General features: G+C 38.5%; 10 protein-coding genes, 21 tRNA genes and 2 rRNA genes. 31 read left to right on the top strand and 2 right to left on the bottom strand.

Going from position 1 to position 17,628, the window contains the following annotated elements; all coding sequences use genetic code 11:
* The 28 genes from AC4G3L_RS06970 to AC4G3L_RS06835 form a co-directional block, all read left to right on the top strand.
* Nucleotides 1–86 (top strand): 23S ribosomal RNA (locus AC4G3L_RS06970); the annotation flags it as partial.
* A 133-nt stretch (nt 87–219) separates the two neighbouring features.
* Nucleotides 220–336: ribosomal RNA gene (rrf, locus tag AC4G3L_RS06965) — 5S ribosomal RNA — on the top strand.
* 10 nt (nt 337–346) lie between these two features.
* Nucleotides 347–422 (top strand) — tRNA-Val (locus AC4G3L_RS06960).
* A gap of 95 nt (nt 423–517) precedes the next feature.
* A tRNA-Thr gene (locus AC4G3L_RS06955) sits at nt 518–593 on the top strand.
* A 7-nt stretch (nt 594–600) separates the two neighbouring features.
* Nucleotides 601–676: transfer RNA gene (locus AC4G3L_RS06950), tRNA-Lys, on the top strand.
* A 10-nt stretch (nt 677–686) separates the two neighbouring features.
* Nucleotides 687–768, top strand: a tRNA-Leu gene (locus tag AC4G3L_RS06945).
* Nucleotides 769–777: 9 nt separating this feature from the next.
* Nucleotides 778–852: transfer RNA gene (locus tag AC4G3L_RS06940), tRNA-Gly, on the top strand.
* A 14-nt stretch (nt 853–866) separates the two neighbouring features.
* A tRNA-Leu gene (locus tag AC4G3L_RS06935) sits at nt 867–952 on the top strand.
* Between the two features lie 18 nt (nt 953–970).
* A tRNA-Arg gene (locus AC4G3L_RS06930) sits at nt 971–1,047 on the top strand.
* 7 nt (nt 1,048–1,054) lie between these two features.
* Nucleotides 1,055–1,131 (top strand) — tRNA-Pro (locus tag AC4G3L_RS06925).
* Between the two features lie 12 nt (nt 1,132–1,143).
* Nucleotides 1,144–1,219 (top strand) — tRNA-Ala (locus AC4G3L_RS06920).
* 29 nt (nt 1,220–1,248) lie between these two features.
* Nucleotides 1,249–1,325: transfer RNA gene (locus AC4G3L_RS06915), tRNA-Met, on the top strand.
* Between the two features lie 4 nt (nt 1,326–1,329).
* Nucleotides 1,330–1,406, top strand: a tRNA-Ile gene (locus tag AC4G3L_RS06910).
* 8 nt (nt 1,407–1,414) lie between these two features.
* Nucleotides 1,415–1,507 (top strand) — tRNA-Ser (locus tag AC4G3L_RS06905).
* Between the two features lie 45 nt (nt 1,508–1,552).
* Nucleotides 1,553–1,626 (top strand) — tRNA-Met (locus tag AC4G3L_RS06900).
* 7 nt (nt 1,627–1,633) lie between these two features.
* Nucleotides 1,634–1,710, top strand: a tRNA-Asp gene (locus AC4G3L_RS06895).
* Between the two features lie 67 nt (nt 1,711–1,777).
* Nucleotides 1,778–1,853: transfer RNA gene (locus AC4G3L_RS06890), tRNA-Phe, on the top strand.
* A gap of 22 nt (nt 1,854–1,875) precedes the next feature.
* Nucleotides 1,876–1,951 (top strand) — tRNA-His (locus tag AC4G3L_RS06885).
* Nucleotides 1,952–1,956: 5 nt separating this feature from the next.
* Nucleotides 1,957–2,030, top strand: a tRNA-Gly gene (locus AC4G3L_RS06880).
* A gap of 11 nt (nt 2,031–2,041) precedes the next feature.
* Nucleotides 2,042–2,115 (top strand) — tRNA-Ile (locus tag AC4G3L_RS06875).
* Between the two features lie 11 nt (nt 2,116–2,126).
* Nucleotides 2,127–2,201: transfer RNA gene (locus tag AC4G3L_RS06870), tRNA-Asn, on the top strand.
* Between the two features lie 5 nt (nt 2,202–2,206).
* Nucleotides 2,207–2,297 (top strand) — tRNA-Ser (locus tag AC4G3L_RS06865).
* A gap of 3 nt (nt 2,298–2,300) precedes the next feature.
* Nucleotides 2,301–2,372, top strand: a tRNA-Glu gene (locus AC4G3L_RS06860).
* A gap of 663 nt (nt 2,373–3,035) precedes the next feature.
* A complete protein-coding gene (gene glgB / locus AC4G3L_RS06855; RefSeq protein ID WP_491076209.1) occupies nt 3,036–5,015 on the top strand; it encodes a 1,4-alpha-glucan branching protein GlgB in 1,980 nt (659 codons plus the stop codon).
* A complete protein-coding gene (locus tag AC4G3L_RS06850) occupies nt 4,957–6,111 on the top strand; it encodes a glucose-1-phosphate adenylyltransferase (RefSeq protein WP_491076208.1) in 1,155 nt (384 codons plus the stop codon). Before glgB ends, AC4G3L_RS06850 begins: the two co-directional genes overlap by 59 nt.
* Nucleotides 6,112–6,135: 24 nt before the next feature.
* On the top strand, nt 6,136–7,164 hold the full coding sequence (locus AC4G3L_RS06845) for a GlgC family sugar phosphate nucleotidyltransferase (protein WP_491076207.1): 1,029 nt from the start codon (nt 6,136–6,138) through the stop codon (nt 7,162–7,164).
* On the top strand, nt 7,161–8,588 hold the full coding sequence (gene glgA, locus AC4G3L_RS06840) for a glycogen synthase GlgA (protein ID WP_491076206.1): 1,428 nt from the start codon (nt 7,161–7,163) through the stop codon (nt 8,586–8,588). The genes AC4G3L_RS06845 and glgA overlap by 4 nt, the downstream gene beginning before the upstream one ends.
* Nucleotides 8,589–8,592: 4 nt before the next feature.
* Nucleotides 8,593–10,998 (top strand): glycogen/starch/alpha-glucan phosphorylase, encoded by a 2,406-nt coding sequence (locus tag AC4G3L_RS06835; RefSeq protein WP_491076205.1) that lies wholly within the window; start codon nt 8,593–8,595, stop codon nt 10,996–10,998.
* A gap of 172 nt (nt 10,999–11,170) precedes the next feature.
* Here AC4G3L_RS06835 and AC4G3L_RS06830 read toward each other — a convergent pair whose 3' ends face one another.
* Both AC4G3L_RS06830 and AC4G3L_RS06825 read right to left on the bottom strand, forming a co-directional pair.
* Nucleotides 11,171–11,920 (bottom strand): TraR/DksA C4-type zinc finger protein, encoded by a 750-nt coding sequence (locus AC4G3L_RS06830; protein ID WP_491076204.1) that lies wholly within the window; start codon nt 11,918–11,920, stop codon nt 11,171–11,173.
* 307 nt (nt 11,921–12,227) lie between these two features.
* A complete protein-coding gene (locus AC4G3L_RS06825) occupies nt 12,228–13,163 on the bottom strand; it encodes a 1,4-dihydroxy-2-naphthoate polyprenyltransferase (RefSeq protein ID WP_491076203.1) in 936 nt (311 codons plus the stop codon).
* A gap of 485 nt (nt 13,164–13,648) precedes the next feature.
* On the opposite strand from AC4G3L_RS06825, the gene AC4G3L_RS06820 reads away from it, so the two are divergent.
* Genes AC4G3L_RS06820 through menH form a run of 3 tightly spaced genes read left to right on the top strand, consistent with a single transcriptional unit; the run spans nt 13,649 to nt 17,626 of the window.
* Entirely contained in the window at nt 13,649–15,058 is a 1,410-nt protein-coding gene (locus tag AC4G3L_RS06820) for an isochorismate synthase (protein ID WP_491076202.1), read from the top strand.
* Complete coding sequence (menD, locus tag AC4G3L_RS06815) at nt 15,055–16,812, top strand: 2-succinyl-5-enolpyruvyl-6-hydroxy-3-cyclohexene-1-carboxylic-acid synthase (protein ID WP_491076201.1); 1,758 nt, start codon at nt 15,055–15,057, stop codon at nt 16,810–16,812. Before AC4G3L_RS06820 ends, menD begins: the two co-directional genes overlap by 4 nt.
* Nucleotides 16,813–16,816: 4 nt before the next feature.
* Nucleotides 16,817–17,626 (top strand): 2-succinyl-6-hydroxy-2,4-cyclohexadiene-1-carboxylate synthase, encoded by an 810-nt coding sequence (menH, locus tag AC4G3L_RS06810; protein ID WP_491076200.1) that lies wholly within the window; start codon nt 16,817–16,819, stop codon nt 17,624–17,626.
* Nucleotides 17,627–17,628: the final 2 nt, after the last annotated feature.

Raw genomic sequence — 17,628 nt, 5'->3', positions numbered from 1 at the left:
GAAAGATGATCAGGTTGATAGGTCCGAGGTGGAAGTGTGGTGACACATGGAGCTGACGGATACTAATCGTTCGAGGACTTAACCAAATGATTCAACACGCAACTTGCCCAAATTACATTATCCAGTTTTGAGAGAATAAAAAAGATGAAATTTCTTTAAAAAAACTCTTGAAAAATGTCAGAAACGCGATTATAATAATAAATGTCGCTGACAAAATCGTCTGGTGACGATGGCGAAGAGGTCACACCCGTTCCCATTCCGAACACGGAAGTTAAGCTCTTCAGCGCCGATGGTAGTTGGGACGCGAGTCCCTGTGAGAGTAGGACGTCGCCAGGCAATAATAAATGGAGGATTAGCTCAGCTGGGAGAGCATCTGCCTTACAAGCAGAGGGTCGGCGGTTCGATCCCGTCATCCTCCACCATTACAAATTAAATATTCACCAAAATAATTGGTGAAATTACAAGGTATATAAGTTATAATAATCAAGTCTCTCAATAGAATGATTTGAAATTTTACGCCGGTGTAGCTCAATTGGTAGAGCAACTGACTTGTAATCAGTAGGTTGGGGGTTCAAGTCCTCTTGCCGGCACCATCAGTACGAGCCATTAGCTCAGTCGGTAGAGCATCTGACTTTTAATCAGAGGGTCGAAGGTTCGAGTCCTTCATGGCTCACCATTTACAATATGCGGGTGTGGCGGAATTGGCAGACGCACCAGACTTAGGATCTGGCGCCTTACGGCGTGGGGGTTCAAGTCCCTTCACCCGCACTTTATATCGCGGAAGTAGTTCAGTGGTAGAACATCACCTTGCCAAGGTGGGGGTCGCGGGTTCGAATCCCGTCTTCCGCTCCAATGCCAAGTTATATGCCGGGGTGGCGGAATTGGCAGACGCACAGGACTTAAAATCCTGCGGTAGGTGACTACCGTGCCGGTTCGAGACCGGCCCTCGGCACTAGTTTTTTGCAAGAATGCGCCCGTAGCTCAATTGGATAGAGCGTTTGACTACGGATCAAAAGGTTAGGGGTTCGACTCCTCTCGGGCGCGCCATTTTTTGCGGGAAGTAGCTCAGCTTGGTAGAGCACTTGGTTTGGGACCAAGGGGTCGCAGGTTCGAATCCTGTCTTCCCGACCATTTCAAAAATATGGGGCCTTAGCTCAGCTGGGAGAGCGCCTGCTTTGCACGCAGGAGGTCAGCGGTTCGATCCCGCTAGGCTCCACCATTCTAAATTTAAAATAGGATTCAATATTTGGCGGTGTAGCTCAGCTGGCTAGAGCGTACGGTTCATACCCGTAAGGTCGGGGGTTCGATCCCCTCCGCCGCTACCAAATAGGACCTTTAGCTCAGCTGGTTAGAGCAGACGGCTCATAACCGTCCGGTCGTAGGTTCGAGTCCTACAAGGTCCACCACAATATATGGAGGAATACCCAAGTCTGGCTGAAGGGACCGGTCTTGAAAACCGGGAGGCGGGTTAAACCGCGCGGGGGTTCGAATCCCTCTTCCTCCGCCATATATATATCATTAACATTAGATATATGAAACAAATTATCATTGTCGCGGGGTGGAGCAGTCTGGTAGCTCGTCGGGCTCATAACCCGAAGGTCACAGGTTCAAATCCTGTCCCCGCAATAGTAATGGTCCGGTAGTTCAGTTGGTTAGAATGCCTGCCTGTCACGCAGGAGGTCGCGGGTTCGAGTCCCGTCCGGACCGCCATTTTATAAAATGTTAGCTCATCGATTAAGTTTTGAGCAACATCATAGAAATTCAAAAGATACAAAACGGCTCAGTAGCTCAGTCGGTAGAGCAAAGGACTGAAAATCCTTGTGTCGGCGGTTCGATTCCGTCCTGAGCCACCATCTTTTAAAAAAATAACGTACGGCGGTTGTGGCGAAGTGGTTAACGCATCGGATTGTGGTTCCGACATTCGTGGGTTCGATTCCCATCAGCCGCCCCATAGATGCGGGTGTAGTTTAGTGGTAAAACCTCAGCCTTCCAAGCTGATGATGAGGGTTCGATTCCCTTCACCCGCTCCAAATTAAATTTCGGGCCTATAGCTCAGCTGGTTAGAGCGCACGCCTGATAAGCGTGAGGTCGATGGTTCGAGTCCATTTAGGCCCATATACCATTATTCCGTAGTAGCTCAGTGGTAGAGCACTCGGCTGTTAACCGAGCGGTCGTAGGTTCGAATCCTACCTGCGGAGCCATATATGGGGAAGTACTCAAGAGGCTGAAGAGGCGCCCCTGCTAAGGGTGTAGGTCGGGTAACCGGCGCGAGGGTTCAAATCCCTCCTTCTCCGCCATATGGCCCCTTGGTCAAGCGGTTAAGACACCGCCCTTTCACGGCGGTAACACGGGTTCGAATCCCGTAGGGGTCATTAAAAAAAACCATGTACAAATTAGTACATGGTTTTTTTATACCTTGCTTGAATCATCTATGTTATGAGAGAATGGAAAGTAGTGACAAAGGCTTTTCGCTTTTCATATTCAAAAACACCTTGAAGAATAATTACCTCCTATAAAGAATAAACTATTCCTTATATCCCCCAATCGATTTTTACAATCATATCCGTGAATTAACCCATTTCTGTTTACCAGTGCTCTTTATATTAGATATATGATTAATGAAAATTTAGTATATCTCAAATATATGCCATATGTTCTAAGTTTACTTCTGGGTCTTGAATTATTAGAATATTAAGGTTTATTATATATGAATACTATAATAAACAAATGTTCCTTCATGTATTCTGTAAAACCATGTTTTCAATCATATCTTCCCTTATAGCTTGTGACTATATGAGAACGTTTTATGATCATTTAGTTTTTTGGAATAAATATTTATATAAAATAATAGTATATAAGTTTCCAAATGCATTATATTGGATATATTATACTAATGACTGTTAATTTCTTTTACTAATTACAAATTATGGTGTAAAGAATTAATATAAGTTAATTTGACAATTATTGCATTTGCTTTAGTGACAGAATAAGTAGTTTAATTAGTATATTGAGAAAATTCCAGAAAGGGTGATAATATGCCTATAGCTATCCCGACAGACTATCAGGTTCATTTGTTTCATGAGGGTTCTCTTTATGATGCATATAAACTATTCGGCGCTCATTTAATTAGGATAAATGACCAGGTACATACAAGGTTTACGGTATATGCACCAAATGCCCGTCAGATACGCTTGGTGGGTTCTTTTAATAATTGGAAGGGGAAAGGATATGATTTTGAAAAGATTTCTGAACAGGGAATCTGGTCTATTTTAATAGATGAAAACCTGGAGGGCTCTATTTATAAATATGAAATTGAAGCTGCCTCAGGAGAAATTCTATTAAAGAGCGATCCATATGCTTTTTATTCAGAAATAAGGCCAAATACAGCTTCTGTTGTCTATCCTTTGGATGATTCATATAAATGGGGCGATGCTTCTTGGCTCAAGAAGAAAATAAGAAAAAATCAAGAAGATAGTCCGATGTTCATTTATGAGATTCACTCAGGAACATGGAGAAAACATATTCAAGAAGGGAAAGAATCTATCCCAAGCGAGGAATGCAGGATAGAAGAATATTATACATACCGAGACCTTGCTGATGAACTTATCCCTTATGTAGTTGAACAAGGCTTTACACATATAGAGTTGATGCCACTTACGGAACATCCATATGATGGTTCATGGGGGTATCAGAGTACAGGGTATTATTCCCCAACCAGCCGGTATGGAAGACCAGAAGATTTGAAATATTTCATTGATCAATGTCACCAGCATAATATAGGTGTATTGCTTGATTGGGTTCCTGGGCATTATTGCAAAGATGCTCACGGTTTATTTATGTTTGATGGATTACCAGTTTATGAATATTCTGACCAGAAACATAGAGAAAATCCAGTATGGGGTACAGCTAATTTTGACTTGGGTAAACCTGAAGTTCATAGCTTTTTAATATCCAATGCAAGGTATTGGATGAACTATTTTCACATAGATGGTTTTAGAGTAGATGCGGTCGCTAATATTATATATTGGCCAAATACATATAGTGGTGAAGTGAATACATATGCTATAAAATTTTTACAAAAACTTAACCGAGTAGTTAAAGAATCAGATCCTACTGTACTCATGATGGCTGAAGACTCAACTGATTGGCCCGACGTAACTAAACCGGATAGTGAGGGAGGTTTAGGATTTACATATAAGTGGAATATGGGTTGGATGAACGACATTTTAGAGTATATGGAAGCAGATCAGCATTCCCGAAAAGATCTCCATAATAAAGTAACATTCTCCTTAATGTATGCTTATACGGAACGCTTTATTTTGCCTTTATCACATGATGAAGTGGTTCACGGTAAAAAATCTCTTCTTGATAAAATGCCAGGAAGCTACGAAGAAAAATTTTCTCAGTTGAAATTACTTATGGGATTTATGACAACCCATCCAGGGAAAAAATTGATATTCATGGGTGGGGAGCTGGGAATGTTTTCAGAATGGAAGGATAAGGAGCAGGTTGACTGGCATCTACTAAATTATGATTCTCATCAAACATTAAATACTTTCTTTAAAGATTTAGTGAAGTTTTATAAACGGTCAAAACCTTTATATGAGTTGGATGATGAACCTGAAGGATTTGAGTGGATCGATGTCCATAACACCGACCAATCCATTTTCTCATTTATTCGCCGAGATAGAGAAGGTAATCCATTAATTGTGTTGTGTAATTTTAAAAATATTTCGTACGAAGAATATAAAGTTGGAGTACCTGATAAACAGGAATATAAAGAGGTCATTAATAGCGACGCTCTCCAATATGGCGGAAGCAATCATGTTAATAAGAAGACAATCATCGCAGAAGAAGGTTCTTTTCATGGCAGACCATATCACATAAAGATAAAGGTTCCTCCATTTGGAATTACTATACTGCGTCCCATAAAAAAACGGAAGGAGTTAACTGAAAATGGCAAAGAAAAAAATCGTCGCAATGCTACTGGCGGGAGGTCAAGGAACAAGGCTTGAAGCTTTGACAGCTGATATTGCAAAACCAGCAGTCCCATTTGGTGGTAAATATAGAATTATAGATTTTACATTAAGTAACTGTACCAACTCAGGAATAGATACGGTAGGGGTATTAACACAATATCAACCATTATTGCTAAATTCATATCTCTCAAATGGAAGTGCCTGGGATCTTGATTTAAAAGATGGCGGAGTCACCGTTTTACCTCCATATTCCGCTTCAAAAGAAATGAGATGGTATACCGGGACAGCAAGTGCAGTTTATCAAAATTTAAATTATATAGATCAATATGATCCTGATTATGTAATTGTACTCTCCGGCGATCACATTTATAAAATGGATTATGATAAGATGCTGAGCTTCCATGAAGAAAAGGGTGCTGATGCAACGATTTCCGTTATCCCTGTGCCTTGGGATGAAGCAAGTAGATTTGGAATTATGAATACCAGAGAAGATTATTCGGTTATGGAATTCGACGAAAAACCTAAGAATCCTAAAAATAACTTAGCATCTATGGGAATTTATATTTTCAATCGTAAAGTCCTAAAGGACTATTTAATAAAAGATGCCGAAAATGAAGAATCATCAAGAGATTTTGGTAAGGATATCATTCCTTTACTGTTAAATGACAATAAAAAGGTATATGCGTATCCATTTGAAGGGTATTGGAAGGATGTAGGTACGCTGAAAAGTTATTGGGAAGCCAATATGGATTTATTGGATGAAGAGTGTGAATTAAATCTTTATGACTATTCATGGCGCATTTATTCTGTTAATCCAAACAGACCTCCTCAGTATTTATCTAATAAAGCGGATGTGAAGGAATCACTGATTAACGAAGGATGTATCGTGGAAGGCAAAGTAGAAAAGTCCGTTGTCTTCTATGGAGCACAAATCGGTAAAGGTGCCCATGTAAAAGACTCAGTTATCATGTCAGATGCTATTATCGGTGAGAATGTATATATTGAAAAAGCGATTATTCCACCTGGTGCGGTTATACCTGATAACCAAGTGATTAAGCCTATTGATGATGAGGATGTAATATTAGTTAATCCTGAGTTATTAACAGAAGAGAATGTTATAAAATTATCTTGATATATATTGAAAGGCGTTGAAATTATGAGTAAATCACTATTGGGTATTATAGATGCTACTAATAGTTATGAATCCCTTGACATTTTAACAAATAGCAGGAATGTTGCAGCGTTACCAATTGCTGGGCGTTTCAGATTAATAGATTTTATCCTGTCGAGTATGGTCAATTCAGGTCTATCCAATGTAGCTGTTTATCCACAGTCACATTTCAGGTCATTAATGGACCATTTGGGAACGGGCAAGAACTGGGATTTGAACAGAAAAAGAGATGGCCTGTTCTTCCTGCCTGTGCCCCATACAGAAGAGGTACATGGAGAGGTTCATTCATTTGATCATTTTGCTTACCATATGACATATTTGGAAAGAAGCGAACAGAAGTATGTGATTGTCGCTAACAGTCACACCGTGTGCAATATTGATTTCAACGCAGTCCTTAAATATCATATGCAAAATAGATGTGATATTACGGAAATCAAAAAAGATACGGAAGCTCTTGGAATGTTTATTCTTAAAAAAGAATTGCTTGTTCAATTAATCGAAGAGCGGAAACAAACTGGTTATACATCTTTAAAAGATGTAGTAGATGATCATTATTCAGACTTTTCAATCTGTGTATATCAATATGATGGATATCTAGCAAAAATCGATTCTATTAACGCCTATTTCCAAACAAGCGTAGATTTGCTTAAAGAAGAAAATTGGAATCAGCTGTTTATGAAGGAACGCCCTATTTATACAAAAGTTAAAGATGAGCCACCTTCCAAATACAGTGAACAGTCTCACGTGAGTCAATCGATGGTTGCGAACGGCTGTATGATTAAAGGAGAAGTGGAGAATAGCATCATATTCAGAGCAGTGAATATAGATGAAGGTACTTCTATTAAAAACTCCATTATCATGCAAAAAACAAAAGTTGGAAAGAACTGTAAATTAGATTATGTTATCCTTGATAAAGATGTAGAAATAGCAGATGGTACAGTTCTTATTGGATCGCCATTTCAACCGATTGTCATCCAAAAAGGTGTTAAACAAGGAGCGTTGATGAATTCGTGAATGTTTTATTTGTAGTATCTGAATGTGTACCTTTTGCTAAATCTGGAGGGCTGGCTGATGTGGCCGGCTCTCTTCCAAAAGAACTAAAAAAATTAGGCCATGAGGTAAGAGTGTTGCTTCCTAAGTATGGAACGATACCTTCTCATTTTTTTGATAAGGCTAAAAAAATTGCAGAATTTGAAGTTCAGTTAAGCTGGAGAAGACAGTATTGCGGTATTTTTGAAGTCGAATATGATGGTGTTACATATTACTTTATGGATAATGAATACTATTTCCACCGTTCAAAACTCTATGAGCAGTTTGATGATGGTGAACGTTTTGCTTATTTCTGCAAAGCGGCTGTTGAAGCGTTATATCATATCCCATTTTTACCGGATATTATCCATACACATGATTGGCATACAGGCATGATTCCTTTTCTTTTAAAAACCCAGCACCAAAATACGAAATTATCTAATATTAAAAATATATTTACGATTCATAACCTACAATTCCAAGGGGTATACGAGAAGAGCTTTCTTGGTGATGTTCTGGGTATTCACTATGATTATTTTAATCATTTAGAATTTGACGGAAACATCAATTTTATGAAATCAGCACTTGTTTATGCGGATGTAATTACTACTGTAAGTCCTACATATAAAGAGGAAATTAAAACAGACTACTATGGTGAACGTTTGAATGAAATATTACAGATCCGGGATGCAGATCTTTATGGAATCATAAATGGTATTGACTATGATTTATATAATCCAGAAAAAGATGATGCAATTGCCGGAGAGTTTTCAGTCAATCATTTGGAAGGCAAGAAAGAGAATAAACGTTTTCTACAAGAATATTTTAATTTGCCGGTAGATGATAGTAAGCCTTTGATTGCCGTTGTTTCACGATTGACCTCACAAAAGGGCTTTGATTTGGTTCGGGCTGTATTACATGAGATTATGCAGGAAGATGTACAAATGATTATGCTTGGAACAGGTGATCCACAATTCGAGAACTTCTTTGGTCATGAGTCCCAATGGTATATGGATAAATTAAAAGTCCATATAGGATTTGATGAGGATTTAGCCCATCAAATATATGCCGGTGCTGATTTATTCCTTATGCCGTCTAAATTTGAACCTTGTGGGTTAAGCCAATTAATAGCGATGAGATATGGGACATTACCAATTGTAAGGGAAACTGGTGGTTTGCGAGATACTGTACAGCCATATAATGAATTTACTGGTAAAGGCAATGGTTTCTCATTTACAAACTTTAACGCTCATGACATGCTTTATACAATACAGCGGGCATTATCGTTTTATCAAAATCCTTCTGAATGGAAAAAGATCGTTATGAACTCCATGAAGAAAGATTACAGCTGGGCACGTTCAGCAGCAGAGTATGAGTTATTGTATGAAGACTTGAGTGAGAGGATCTGATTGAATGTTTGATAATAAAGAACAGTTTAAGGAAGCCTTCATATCTAAGCTGGAAATGTCATATGGAAATACATTTTCAGAATCAACACCACAAGAACAATATCATACATTAGGCATTATGATTCGAGAATATATAAGTAAGAATTGGATTAATACCAATCAACTATATAGAAGTACCAATACTAAGCAAGTTTACTATTTATCAATCGAATTTTTACTTGGAAGAATTATGGGAAGCAATGTCTTAAATCTCGGGATACAAGAAATAGTGGAGGAAGGACTGGGAGATTTAGGAATTGATTTTTCAGAACTGGAAACACTTGAGCCAGATTCTGCTCTTGGTAATGGCGGTTTAGGCCGATTGGCTGCCTGTTTTATGGATTCCATAGCTTCCCTTGAATTACCAGGACATGGATGTGGGATTCGCTATAAACATGGCTTATTTGAACAGAAGATCATAGATGGTGTACAAGTTGAATATCCGGAACAATGGTTGCAAAATGGACATGTATGGGAAGTTAGAAAGGCCGATCAAGCGGTAATGGTTCCTTTCTGGGGAGAAGTTCAATCCTATAAAGATTCTGAAGATCGACTATGTTTTCGGCATGTAGACACAGAACCAATCCTGGCAGTTCCCTACGATATACCAGTTGTTGGATATCATAATGAGACAGTCAATAGACTTAGATTGTGGAGTGCTGAACCTGCTCCGACTCCTTACCGACGTGACATCATGCGTTACAAACGTGAGACGGAAATGGTATCAGAATTTCTTTATCCGGATGATACAGAAGATAGTGGTAAAATACTGCGTTTAAAACAACAGTATTTCCTCGTCTCTGCGAGTTTGCACTCAATCTTAAAGACTTACCGTAAAAAGAATATCCCTATGAGCAAACTGCACGAATACGTATCTATACATATTAATGATACTCATCCTGTACTGGCGATTCCAGAATTGATGAGGATTTTATTGGATGAAGAAAAATTATCTTGGGACGAAGCATGGGACATCACCACAAAAACAATATCCTATACGAATCATACGACACTTTCTGAGGCGTTGGAGAAATGGCCGATTCGGTTATTTAAACCGTTATTACCTAGAATATATATGATTGTAAATGAGATTAATGAACGATTTTGTAAGCAACTATGGGATATGTACCCGGGAGAGTGGCAAAGAATAGAGGAAATGGCTATTATCGCTCATGACCAAGTTAAAATGGCTCATTTGGCTATTGCAGGCAGCCATAGTGTTAATGGTGTAGCCCATTTGCATACCGAAATTCTTAAGAAACGGGAAATGAATAATTTTTATCAGGTTTATCCAGAGAAATTTAATAATAAAACAAATGGAATTACTCATCGCAGATGGTTAATGAAAGCAAATCCAGGCCTTTCTCGTTTAATTTCAGAATCAATCGGAGATAAGTGGAAGATTGATCCAACTTATATGAAGGAACTGGAGCGGTTTAGCAAAGATTCTTCCTTTTTAGAAAAGCTGATGAAAGTAAAAACTGAAAATAAGATCAAGTTAGCTAAACGCATTAAGGAACAAAATGGAATAAATGTTAATCCAGATAGTATTTTTGATGTCCAGGTTAAACGCTTGCATGCTTATAAACGACAATTATTAAATGTTCTTCACATTATGTACTTATATAATCGGATGAAGGAAGAGCCGAATTTCAAACCTTATCCGCGTACATTTATTTTTGGCGCAAAAGCATCTCCTGGGTACTATTATGCTAAAAAGATTATTAAGCTCATTAATACCGTTGCGGATAAAGTAAATAACGACCCGGATACAAAGGATTATATAAAAGTTGTATTCCTTGAGAATTATCGGGTATCCCTGGCTGAAGAAATATTCCCTGCTGCTGAATTGAGTGAACAAATATCCACTGCAAGTAAAGAAGCATCAGGAACAGGTAATATGAAATTTATGATGAATGGCGCCTTGACCATCGGTACAATGGATGGAGCAAATGTAGAGATTTTTGAACGAGTTGGAGAAGATCATATCTTTACTTTTGGTTTATCGTCTGAGGAAGTTTACAATGCCCATGGAGGGTATCACTCATCAGAATATTATATGCTGGATCGCCGGATTCATCAGGTCGTAAACCAATTAATTAATGGTTTCTTCCCGAATACTTCTGGGATGTTTGATATGATTTATGATTCTCTGCTTCTGGAAAATGATCAGTACTTTGTATTAAAAGATTTTGATTCTTATGCAAGTACACAGGAAAAAGTAGAGGCACTTTATCAGGATAAAAAGAAATGGAATGCATCAAGTGTGATAAATATTGCAAATTCAGGATATTTTTCGAGTGATCGAACAATCAGTGAGTATGCAACTGACATTTGGAATGTGAAACCCATACATTTGGCAAATAAATAACATATATAAAGTTAAAGAAATAGACGAACTTCAACTCTACTAAATTTGGATTAGAGGTTCGTCTTTTTTTGCTTTATGAAGATATAAGGATATTTCCCTCATATGTAAAAGTTTATATTTACATATGTTTAAATATTATTTAAGAAAAAAGAGACAGCCTTTGAAGGCTGCCTTATTTTTTCTTGTTATTTACATAACTGTCGGTTTCACGATAAGGGATATCCCCTAAATCGGATTCTAAATCTTCTTCCTTCAAGCGATCTTCGTAATCGCTTTTTGCATCGCTTTGATAAACCATACGCTCACCATCAGGACCATTGCCAACGAAAGATTCAATGTCATCAGCAAAACCTTCATCTTCTGTTTGATCTGGATAGAGATCATCATAGCCTTTGGTGTCTCTCACCATATCGGCAGGTGTTTCAGAGGTTCCATATTGAGCCACCTCCTGGTAGCTGTCTGTATAGTCCTCAATGCGGTCATCATACGTTCTTTGAAGAGAATCAGGTTTCGGTGGCTGAATGATATCTTCCTCAATAGGGCGGTGATTGCTTAATTCCTGTTTTTTTGTATGTTCAATACAATACAGAGTGGATGGAATGACCTCTAGTCTTTCGTATGGAATATCCTTTCCGCATTCTTTACATACACCGTAAGTCCCTTTTTCTATTGCAGCCAATGCTGTTTCAATTTCATTTAATTGACCCTCTTCATGATTTTCTAGGGCCACATCTTTTTCACGCTCAAATAATTCTGTTCCAAGGTCGGCAGGGTGATTATCATAGGATGACAGTTCTCCCGATGCTTCACGTTCACTCAAGTCCAGCCGACTGTCTTTTTTTGCTTTTAATCTGCGTTCAAATTCGTCTCTTTGTTCTTTTAATCTATCTGTTAACGCTTGAAGTTGTTCTTTTGCAAGCATGATACCACTTCCTTATCTATGTATAAGTAACGTTGTATTGTTACAATACCCCTTCAGACAAAGGGAAAACATTTAAGATGCTTGAGAACATTAAGAATTATATGTCCTGGGAGGGATTCAAATAATAAAAGGATAATTCAGAAGATTTATGTCACAACAGTCCTTTTTTATGTATCTTATATATAGACTTACAAGCAAGATTCTCTGTTCTGAGCTAAGAAGATAACAAAAAGATGGAGAAAGCCTACTGGTTTTCTCCATCAGTTCTTAGTTATTAATGTATTAAACAAACCATCTTCCAAATGAATTAGAAGAAAAATCCAATATACATACCAAGTGCAAATAAAAGCCCGTAGAATGTGTTCGTTTGTCCTGTTGCTTTCATAGCAGGCATCATTTCCGGTGGAGTATCATTGCCAACGAAACCTTTCACAGCTTGGACTGCTTTTGGAATACTTAAGAGAACGAGCAATGTCCATGGAGAAGTGATATCAGATAAAACTAAAACAAATGCCCATAGATAAGAGAGTGCAAACATTGAAGCCAGTACAATAATGGCATTTTTCTTACCTACTAGGATTGCCAGCGTTTTACGTCCTCCCTTTTCGTCCCCAACTCTGTCGCGAATATTATTTGATAACAAAATAGCACCCACGGTCAGAAAGAAGGGTACAGTCACGAGCCACGCTTCTAATGTCACATCCCCGGTCTGAATGAAATAAGAAATCAGGATAATCAGGCAACCCATGAAGAAACCGGATGTAATCTCGCCAAATGGGGTATAGGCTATAGGGAATGGTCCGCCGGTATACAAATATCCCATCGACATGGACAATAATCCAATGAGAACCAGCCACCAGCTGCTATTCGCACATATATAGACACCTATTAGTGCTGATATGCCATACAAAACGAGCGCTAATGTAAGAATCGACTTTGGTGTTAAGCCTTCATGGACAATTCCGCCGCCAATTCCAATGGATTCTTCAGTATCGAGACCTTTTTTGAAATCGTAATATTCATTAAATAGGTTCGTGGCAATTTGGATGAGTAATGCTGCAGCCATCATAGCCACAAATAATCCTATACTCAACGAAGGTATATGTTCATGAGCTAGCGCAGTACCAACCAACACAGGTGTGAAGCCGGCTGTTAATGTATGTGGCCTGGTTAATTTCCACCATACCCGCCAACTTTTTCTGGGTAACCCCGTCTTCGCAGTAGAATGCGAGTGATCTTGCATTTTGTTAATCTCCTTTGCGTTAAAAGTTACTAGAGAATAGTGGCAAGTCAATATGTTAAACTATTAGTAAAAAATAAAATATTTTAAGAGTTCGTCATTTTTATATCTTACACACTATTTTTAATACTAAAATCAGTTTAGGTAAAGGTGATGTAAAGTGTCAATACATTTATCTTCTAACAAACCAGTTAGAAGTCATAATGGTTCAGGCTTTGTGAAAAAAATATTATAATAGTAAAGGAGCTATTATCAATAGAGTGAACAAGTTTGATAGTAGGTTCTGCGGGATAAAAGCGGTTTAGTAGATAGTTGATGTTTCCTCATAGCACGCAAACAGTTTGGAAACGTTATCAAATGAACAGTAAAAAGTTCGAAAGTTCTAAATTCTAATTTATAATAGAGGAACTACAAAAATTGACAGTTTAATTTGTACAGGTGTATCTTTAAATAGTTTATTGGGATAAAGGATCAACGGGGGGATTTGAATGGCAATAAAGCAAATGACAGATATTCAACAGGGATTGACTGAAGCCTTACAAACAGTAAAAAGGATTGCTATGCCAATCTTATTCAGTCATGTTGAAGCCGTTACCAATAAGAAACCAATCAATATCTATCATTCAAGTGAAAGTTTATATAAAGGGGAACGATTTTACTGGAAAGATCCGGATAATGAATTGTATTTAGCCGGAATCGGAATCGCAAGTAAGATACAATCTCTTGATAATGGGGAAAAACGTTTTAAGGAAATGAAGGGTAAATGGGCAGCCATTATGGAGACAGCCATCACTAGTGGGATGGACTCAGGAAAAGGAACAGGGCCTTTGTGTTTCGGCGGTTTTTCATTTAACTCTAAAGATACAGAACCTGGTTCCGATTGGAGTCAATTTGGCAGTTATTTATTTTATATACCAAAATATTTAATCACGGAAACAAAGCATGGTACATATTTGACATCCTCTATTTATTTGGATCCTCACATTTCAGATAGTGAGATTCGTCAGTTTATGGAAGACAGAGATGCCATCCTATCACTGTCTGATTTCACCGAAAAGGAAATTCCTTCCGTTATAGAGCGGCAGGAGCATCTGGTTCAAGAGTGGAAACAGGCTATATTAAAATCTGTTAAAGCTATTCAAAAGGGACAGATGGAAAAAATCGTATTGGCTCGTGAATTAAGTTTACTTTTTGAGGATGAAATACCGTCTCATAAGGTATTGGATAACTTAATGAATCAGCAAAACGGCAGTTTTATTTTTGGTCTTGAATCGGGAGATGATTGTTTTATAGGTGCTTCGCCTGAAAGACTTGTAAAAAAAGAAGGGGCAATTGTATTTTCTGCTTGTCTGGCAGGATCAACGCCAAGAAGTGAAGATGCAGAAACAGATACGGCGCTCGGAAATGAATTATTAAATGATGGTAAAAATCGTTCCGAGCATCAATTTGTCGTAAATATGATCAGAAAAGCGATGGAGGAGTATTGCGTAGAAATCAATATTCCAAGTGCTCCTGTACTGATGAAATTGAAAAATATTCAGCATCTTTATACACCGGTAAATTGCGTGAGTATGCCTGGCACTTCCGTACTGGACTTTGTTGAATTGCTCCACCCTACTCCTGCATTAGGGGGGGCACCAAGAGATGTCGCCATGGAGAAAATAGAAAAATATGAAGGTATGGACAGAGGATTTTATGCTGCTCCAATTGGATGGATGGATATATACGGAAACGGTGATTTCTCTGTAGGAATTCGTTCAGGTTTACTTCAAAAGGATAAAGCTTCCCTATATGCCGGCTGTGGGATTGTAGAGAAATCGAATCCAGAAAGCGAATATATGGAGACAAAAGTGAAATTTAAACCCATGCTTGAAGCTTTGGAGGGAAGGGACATATGAATCACCAAGAAGAGCTAACTGCTTTTATTGCATCCTTTGTAGATGAATTAACCAGAGCGGAAGTTAATCATGTTGTCATTAGTCCGGGGTCAAGGTCTACACCGATCGCCTATTGTATGGCGGAACACCCGGATATGAACGTTTACATTAATATTGATGAAAGATCCGCTGCATTTTTTGCGCTGGGCATGGCAAAGGAAAAGAGGAAGCCTGTTGCGTTATTGTGTACATCAGGTACGGCAGCGGCAAACTACTTCCCAGCTATTGTTGAGGCCTACTATTCAAGAGTGCCATTAATTGTTCTTACCGCAGACCGTCCGCATGAATTAAGAGACATTGGGGCACCTCAGGCAATTGATCAAATAAACCTATATGGTAAGCATGTGAAATGGTTTGTAGAGATGTCTCTGCCTGATTCTGGCGAGATGATGCTCCAATATGCTCGAACCGTAGCAAGCAGGGCAATCAGTAATTCAGTACTGGAGCCTGCCGGACCGGTCCATATTAATTTCCCATTAAGGGAGCCTCTCATACCAATTTTAAGCGAGATGGATAAATGGATATATCAGGCTGACCATTCAAAGACATGTATTGATATTGCGCATGGGCAGTTAAAGATGACGGATACTCAATTAGGCGCTTATATCAACCTGATTAAGGAAAGTGAAAAGGGGATTATTATTTGCGGACCTATCGATCAGCTTGATTTTAAGGAGGCTGTATTGGAATTCGCTGCGGCGACAGGATATCCAATTCTCGCAGATCCATTGTCTCAATTAAGATCCGGTGAGAATCAATATGTGATTGAATCTTATGATACTTTCTTGAAGGTAGAAGACATTCATGAGGAAATAAAACCGGATTTAATCATACGATTTGGAGCAATGCCAGTTTCTAAACCACTGTTGCAATTTTTGAAAAAATATAGACGGACAAATCATCTGGTGATTGATGGCGGAAGTGGATGGAGAGAACCTTCAGGAGTAAGCACTCATATGATCTATAGTAACGAGGCTATATTCTGCCGTTCTGCTAAAGATATTCTATCTAATCATGCTGATCCTGAAAGGAAAGAGTGGCTTTCGCTTTGGCAAAGAATGAATAAAGTAACAAAAAGAGGTTTGCTGACTATACAGGATGAAACCGTAATGCAAGAAGGTAAGTTGTTTTCTCTATTAGAGAGTTTACTACCGGAAAAGGCAAACTTAGTAGTTGGAAACAGTATGCCAATCCGGAATGTTGATTCCTTTTTCTTCCAAACAACTAAGGAGATACGAATATTGGCAAACAGAGGAGCTAATGGAATTGATGGTCTTATTTCAACTGCGGCAGGTATCAGTGCCTCCTCGGAAAGTCCAACTGTATTGGCGCTTGGAGACCTCAGTTTCTTTCATGATATGAATGGTTTTCTGGCAGCTAAAATGTATCAGTTAAATCTGTTGGTTCTGGTCGTGAATAATGATGGGGGCGGAATCTTTTCTTACTTGCCACAGTCTGCTGAAGAAAAACACTTTGAAGAGCTTTTTGGCACCCCTCATGGCATGAGTTTCAATCATACGGCTGCTTTGTATGGTGCAAATTATAAAAAACCGGAAACATGGGAAGAAGTGACCGATTCTATTCAGGATTGGGTAATCAATCCGGATTTCCGAATTGTTGAAGTTTGTACGAACCGATCTTATGATGTAAAAAAATACAGAGAAGTCGTTCAATGCGTTTCCCGGGAAATAAAAATGATGAATGATGGCGAATAAATTAATGTTACCCATTAATGGAGTACATTATCATGTTCGAGCAGAAGGAGTAGGGCCGCCTATACTTCTTTTACATGGATTTACCGGGACAATGAATACGTGGAATACATTCATTCAGGATTATAAACATTGTTTTCAATTCATAAGCCTAGATCTATTAGGGCATGGTCATACAGAAGCGCCCACTGATCCAAAGCGATATGAAATGAAGCAGGCAGCCAAAGATATTAAAGATCTATTAATCTCCTTAAATATTAATCGTGCCCATGTCCTTGGTTATTCCATGGGAGGAAGGCTGGCATTGGGGTTTGCGGCCTATTATCCTGAATTCGTTCAAACTCTTATACTGGAAAGTTCATCGCCAGGTTTAGAAAATGAAGATGAACAAATATCAAGGGTGACCAGCGATGCCAAATTGGCACAAAGTATCGAAAAATATGGTATAGAAAGATTTGTGAATGATTGGGAGAACATTCCGTTATTTGCTTCTCAAAAACGACTTTCAGATAAAAAGAAATCAGAAATCAGAAAAGAGCGATTATCCCAAACCACTATTGGACTGCAAAATAGTTTGCTCGGAATGGGGACAGGCTCACAGCCTTCATTTTGGAGTGAATTAAAGAAAATGGATTTTCCTGTTTTATTACTTGCCGGAGAATTAGACAAAAAGTTCGTTCATTTGGCGTTAAAAATGCAGAATTTCCTTAATAAAGGCCAATTTGAAACAATTATTGACACAGGTCATGCAATACATGTGGAAGAACCCGAAATATTTGGTAGAATAGTAAGTGAATTTATAAGAGGGAGGAATTAGAA

This window comes from Bacillus sp. z33, from assembly GCF_058313615.1.
The sequence above is the reverse complement of the archived record's forward strand: the minus strand, read 5'-3'. Positions and strand labels throughout refer to the sequence as shown.

Bases quoted from the DNA above. Each gene is read 5' to 3' on its own strand.
- glgB (WP_491076209.1), top strand. From the start codon at position 3,036: ATGCCTATAGCTATCCCGACAGACTATCAGGTTCATTTGTTTCATGAG.
- AC4G3L_RS06850 (WP_491076208.1), top strand. From the start codon at position 4,957: ATGGCAAAGAAAAAAATCGTCGCAATGCTACTGGCGGGAGGTCAAGGA.
- AC4G3L_RS06845 (WP_491076207.1), top strand. From the start codon at position 6,136: ATGAGTAAATCACTATTGGGTATTATAGATGCTACTAATAGTTATGAA.
- AC4G3L_RS06835 (WP_491076205.1), top strand. From the start codon at position 8,593: ATGTTTGATAATAAAGAACAGTTTAAGGAAGCCTTCATATCTAAGCTG.
- AC4G3L_RS06830 (WP_491076204.1), bottom strand. From the start codon at position 11,920: ATGCTTGCAAAAGAACAACTTCAAGCGTTAACAGATAGATTAAAAGAA.
- AC4G3L_RS06825 (WP_491076203.1), bottom strand. From the start codon at position 13,163: ATGCAAGATCACTCGCATTCTACTGCGAAGACGGGGTTACCCAGAAAA.
- AC4G3L_RS06820 (WP_491076202.1), top strand. From the start codon at position 13,649: ATGGCAATAAAGCAAATGACAGATATTCAACAGGGATTGACTGAAGCC.
- menD (WP_491076201.1), top strand. From the start codon at position 15,055: ATGAATCACCAAGAAGAGCTAACTGCTTTTATTGCATCCTTTGTAGAT.
- menH (WP_491076200.1), top strand. From the start codon at position 16,817: ATGTTACCCATTAATGGAGTACATTATCATGTTCGAGCAGAAGGAGTA.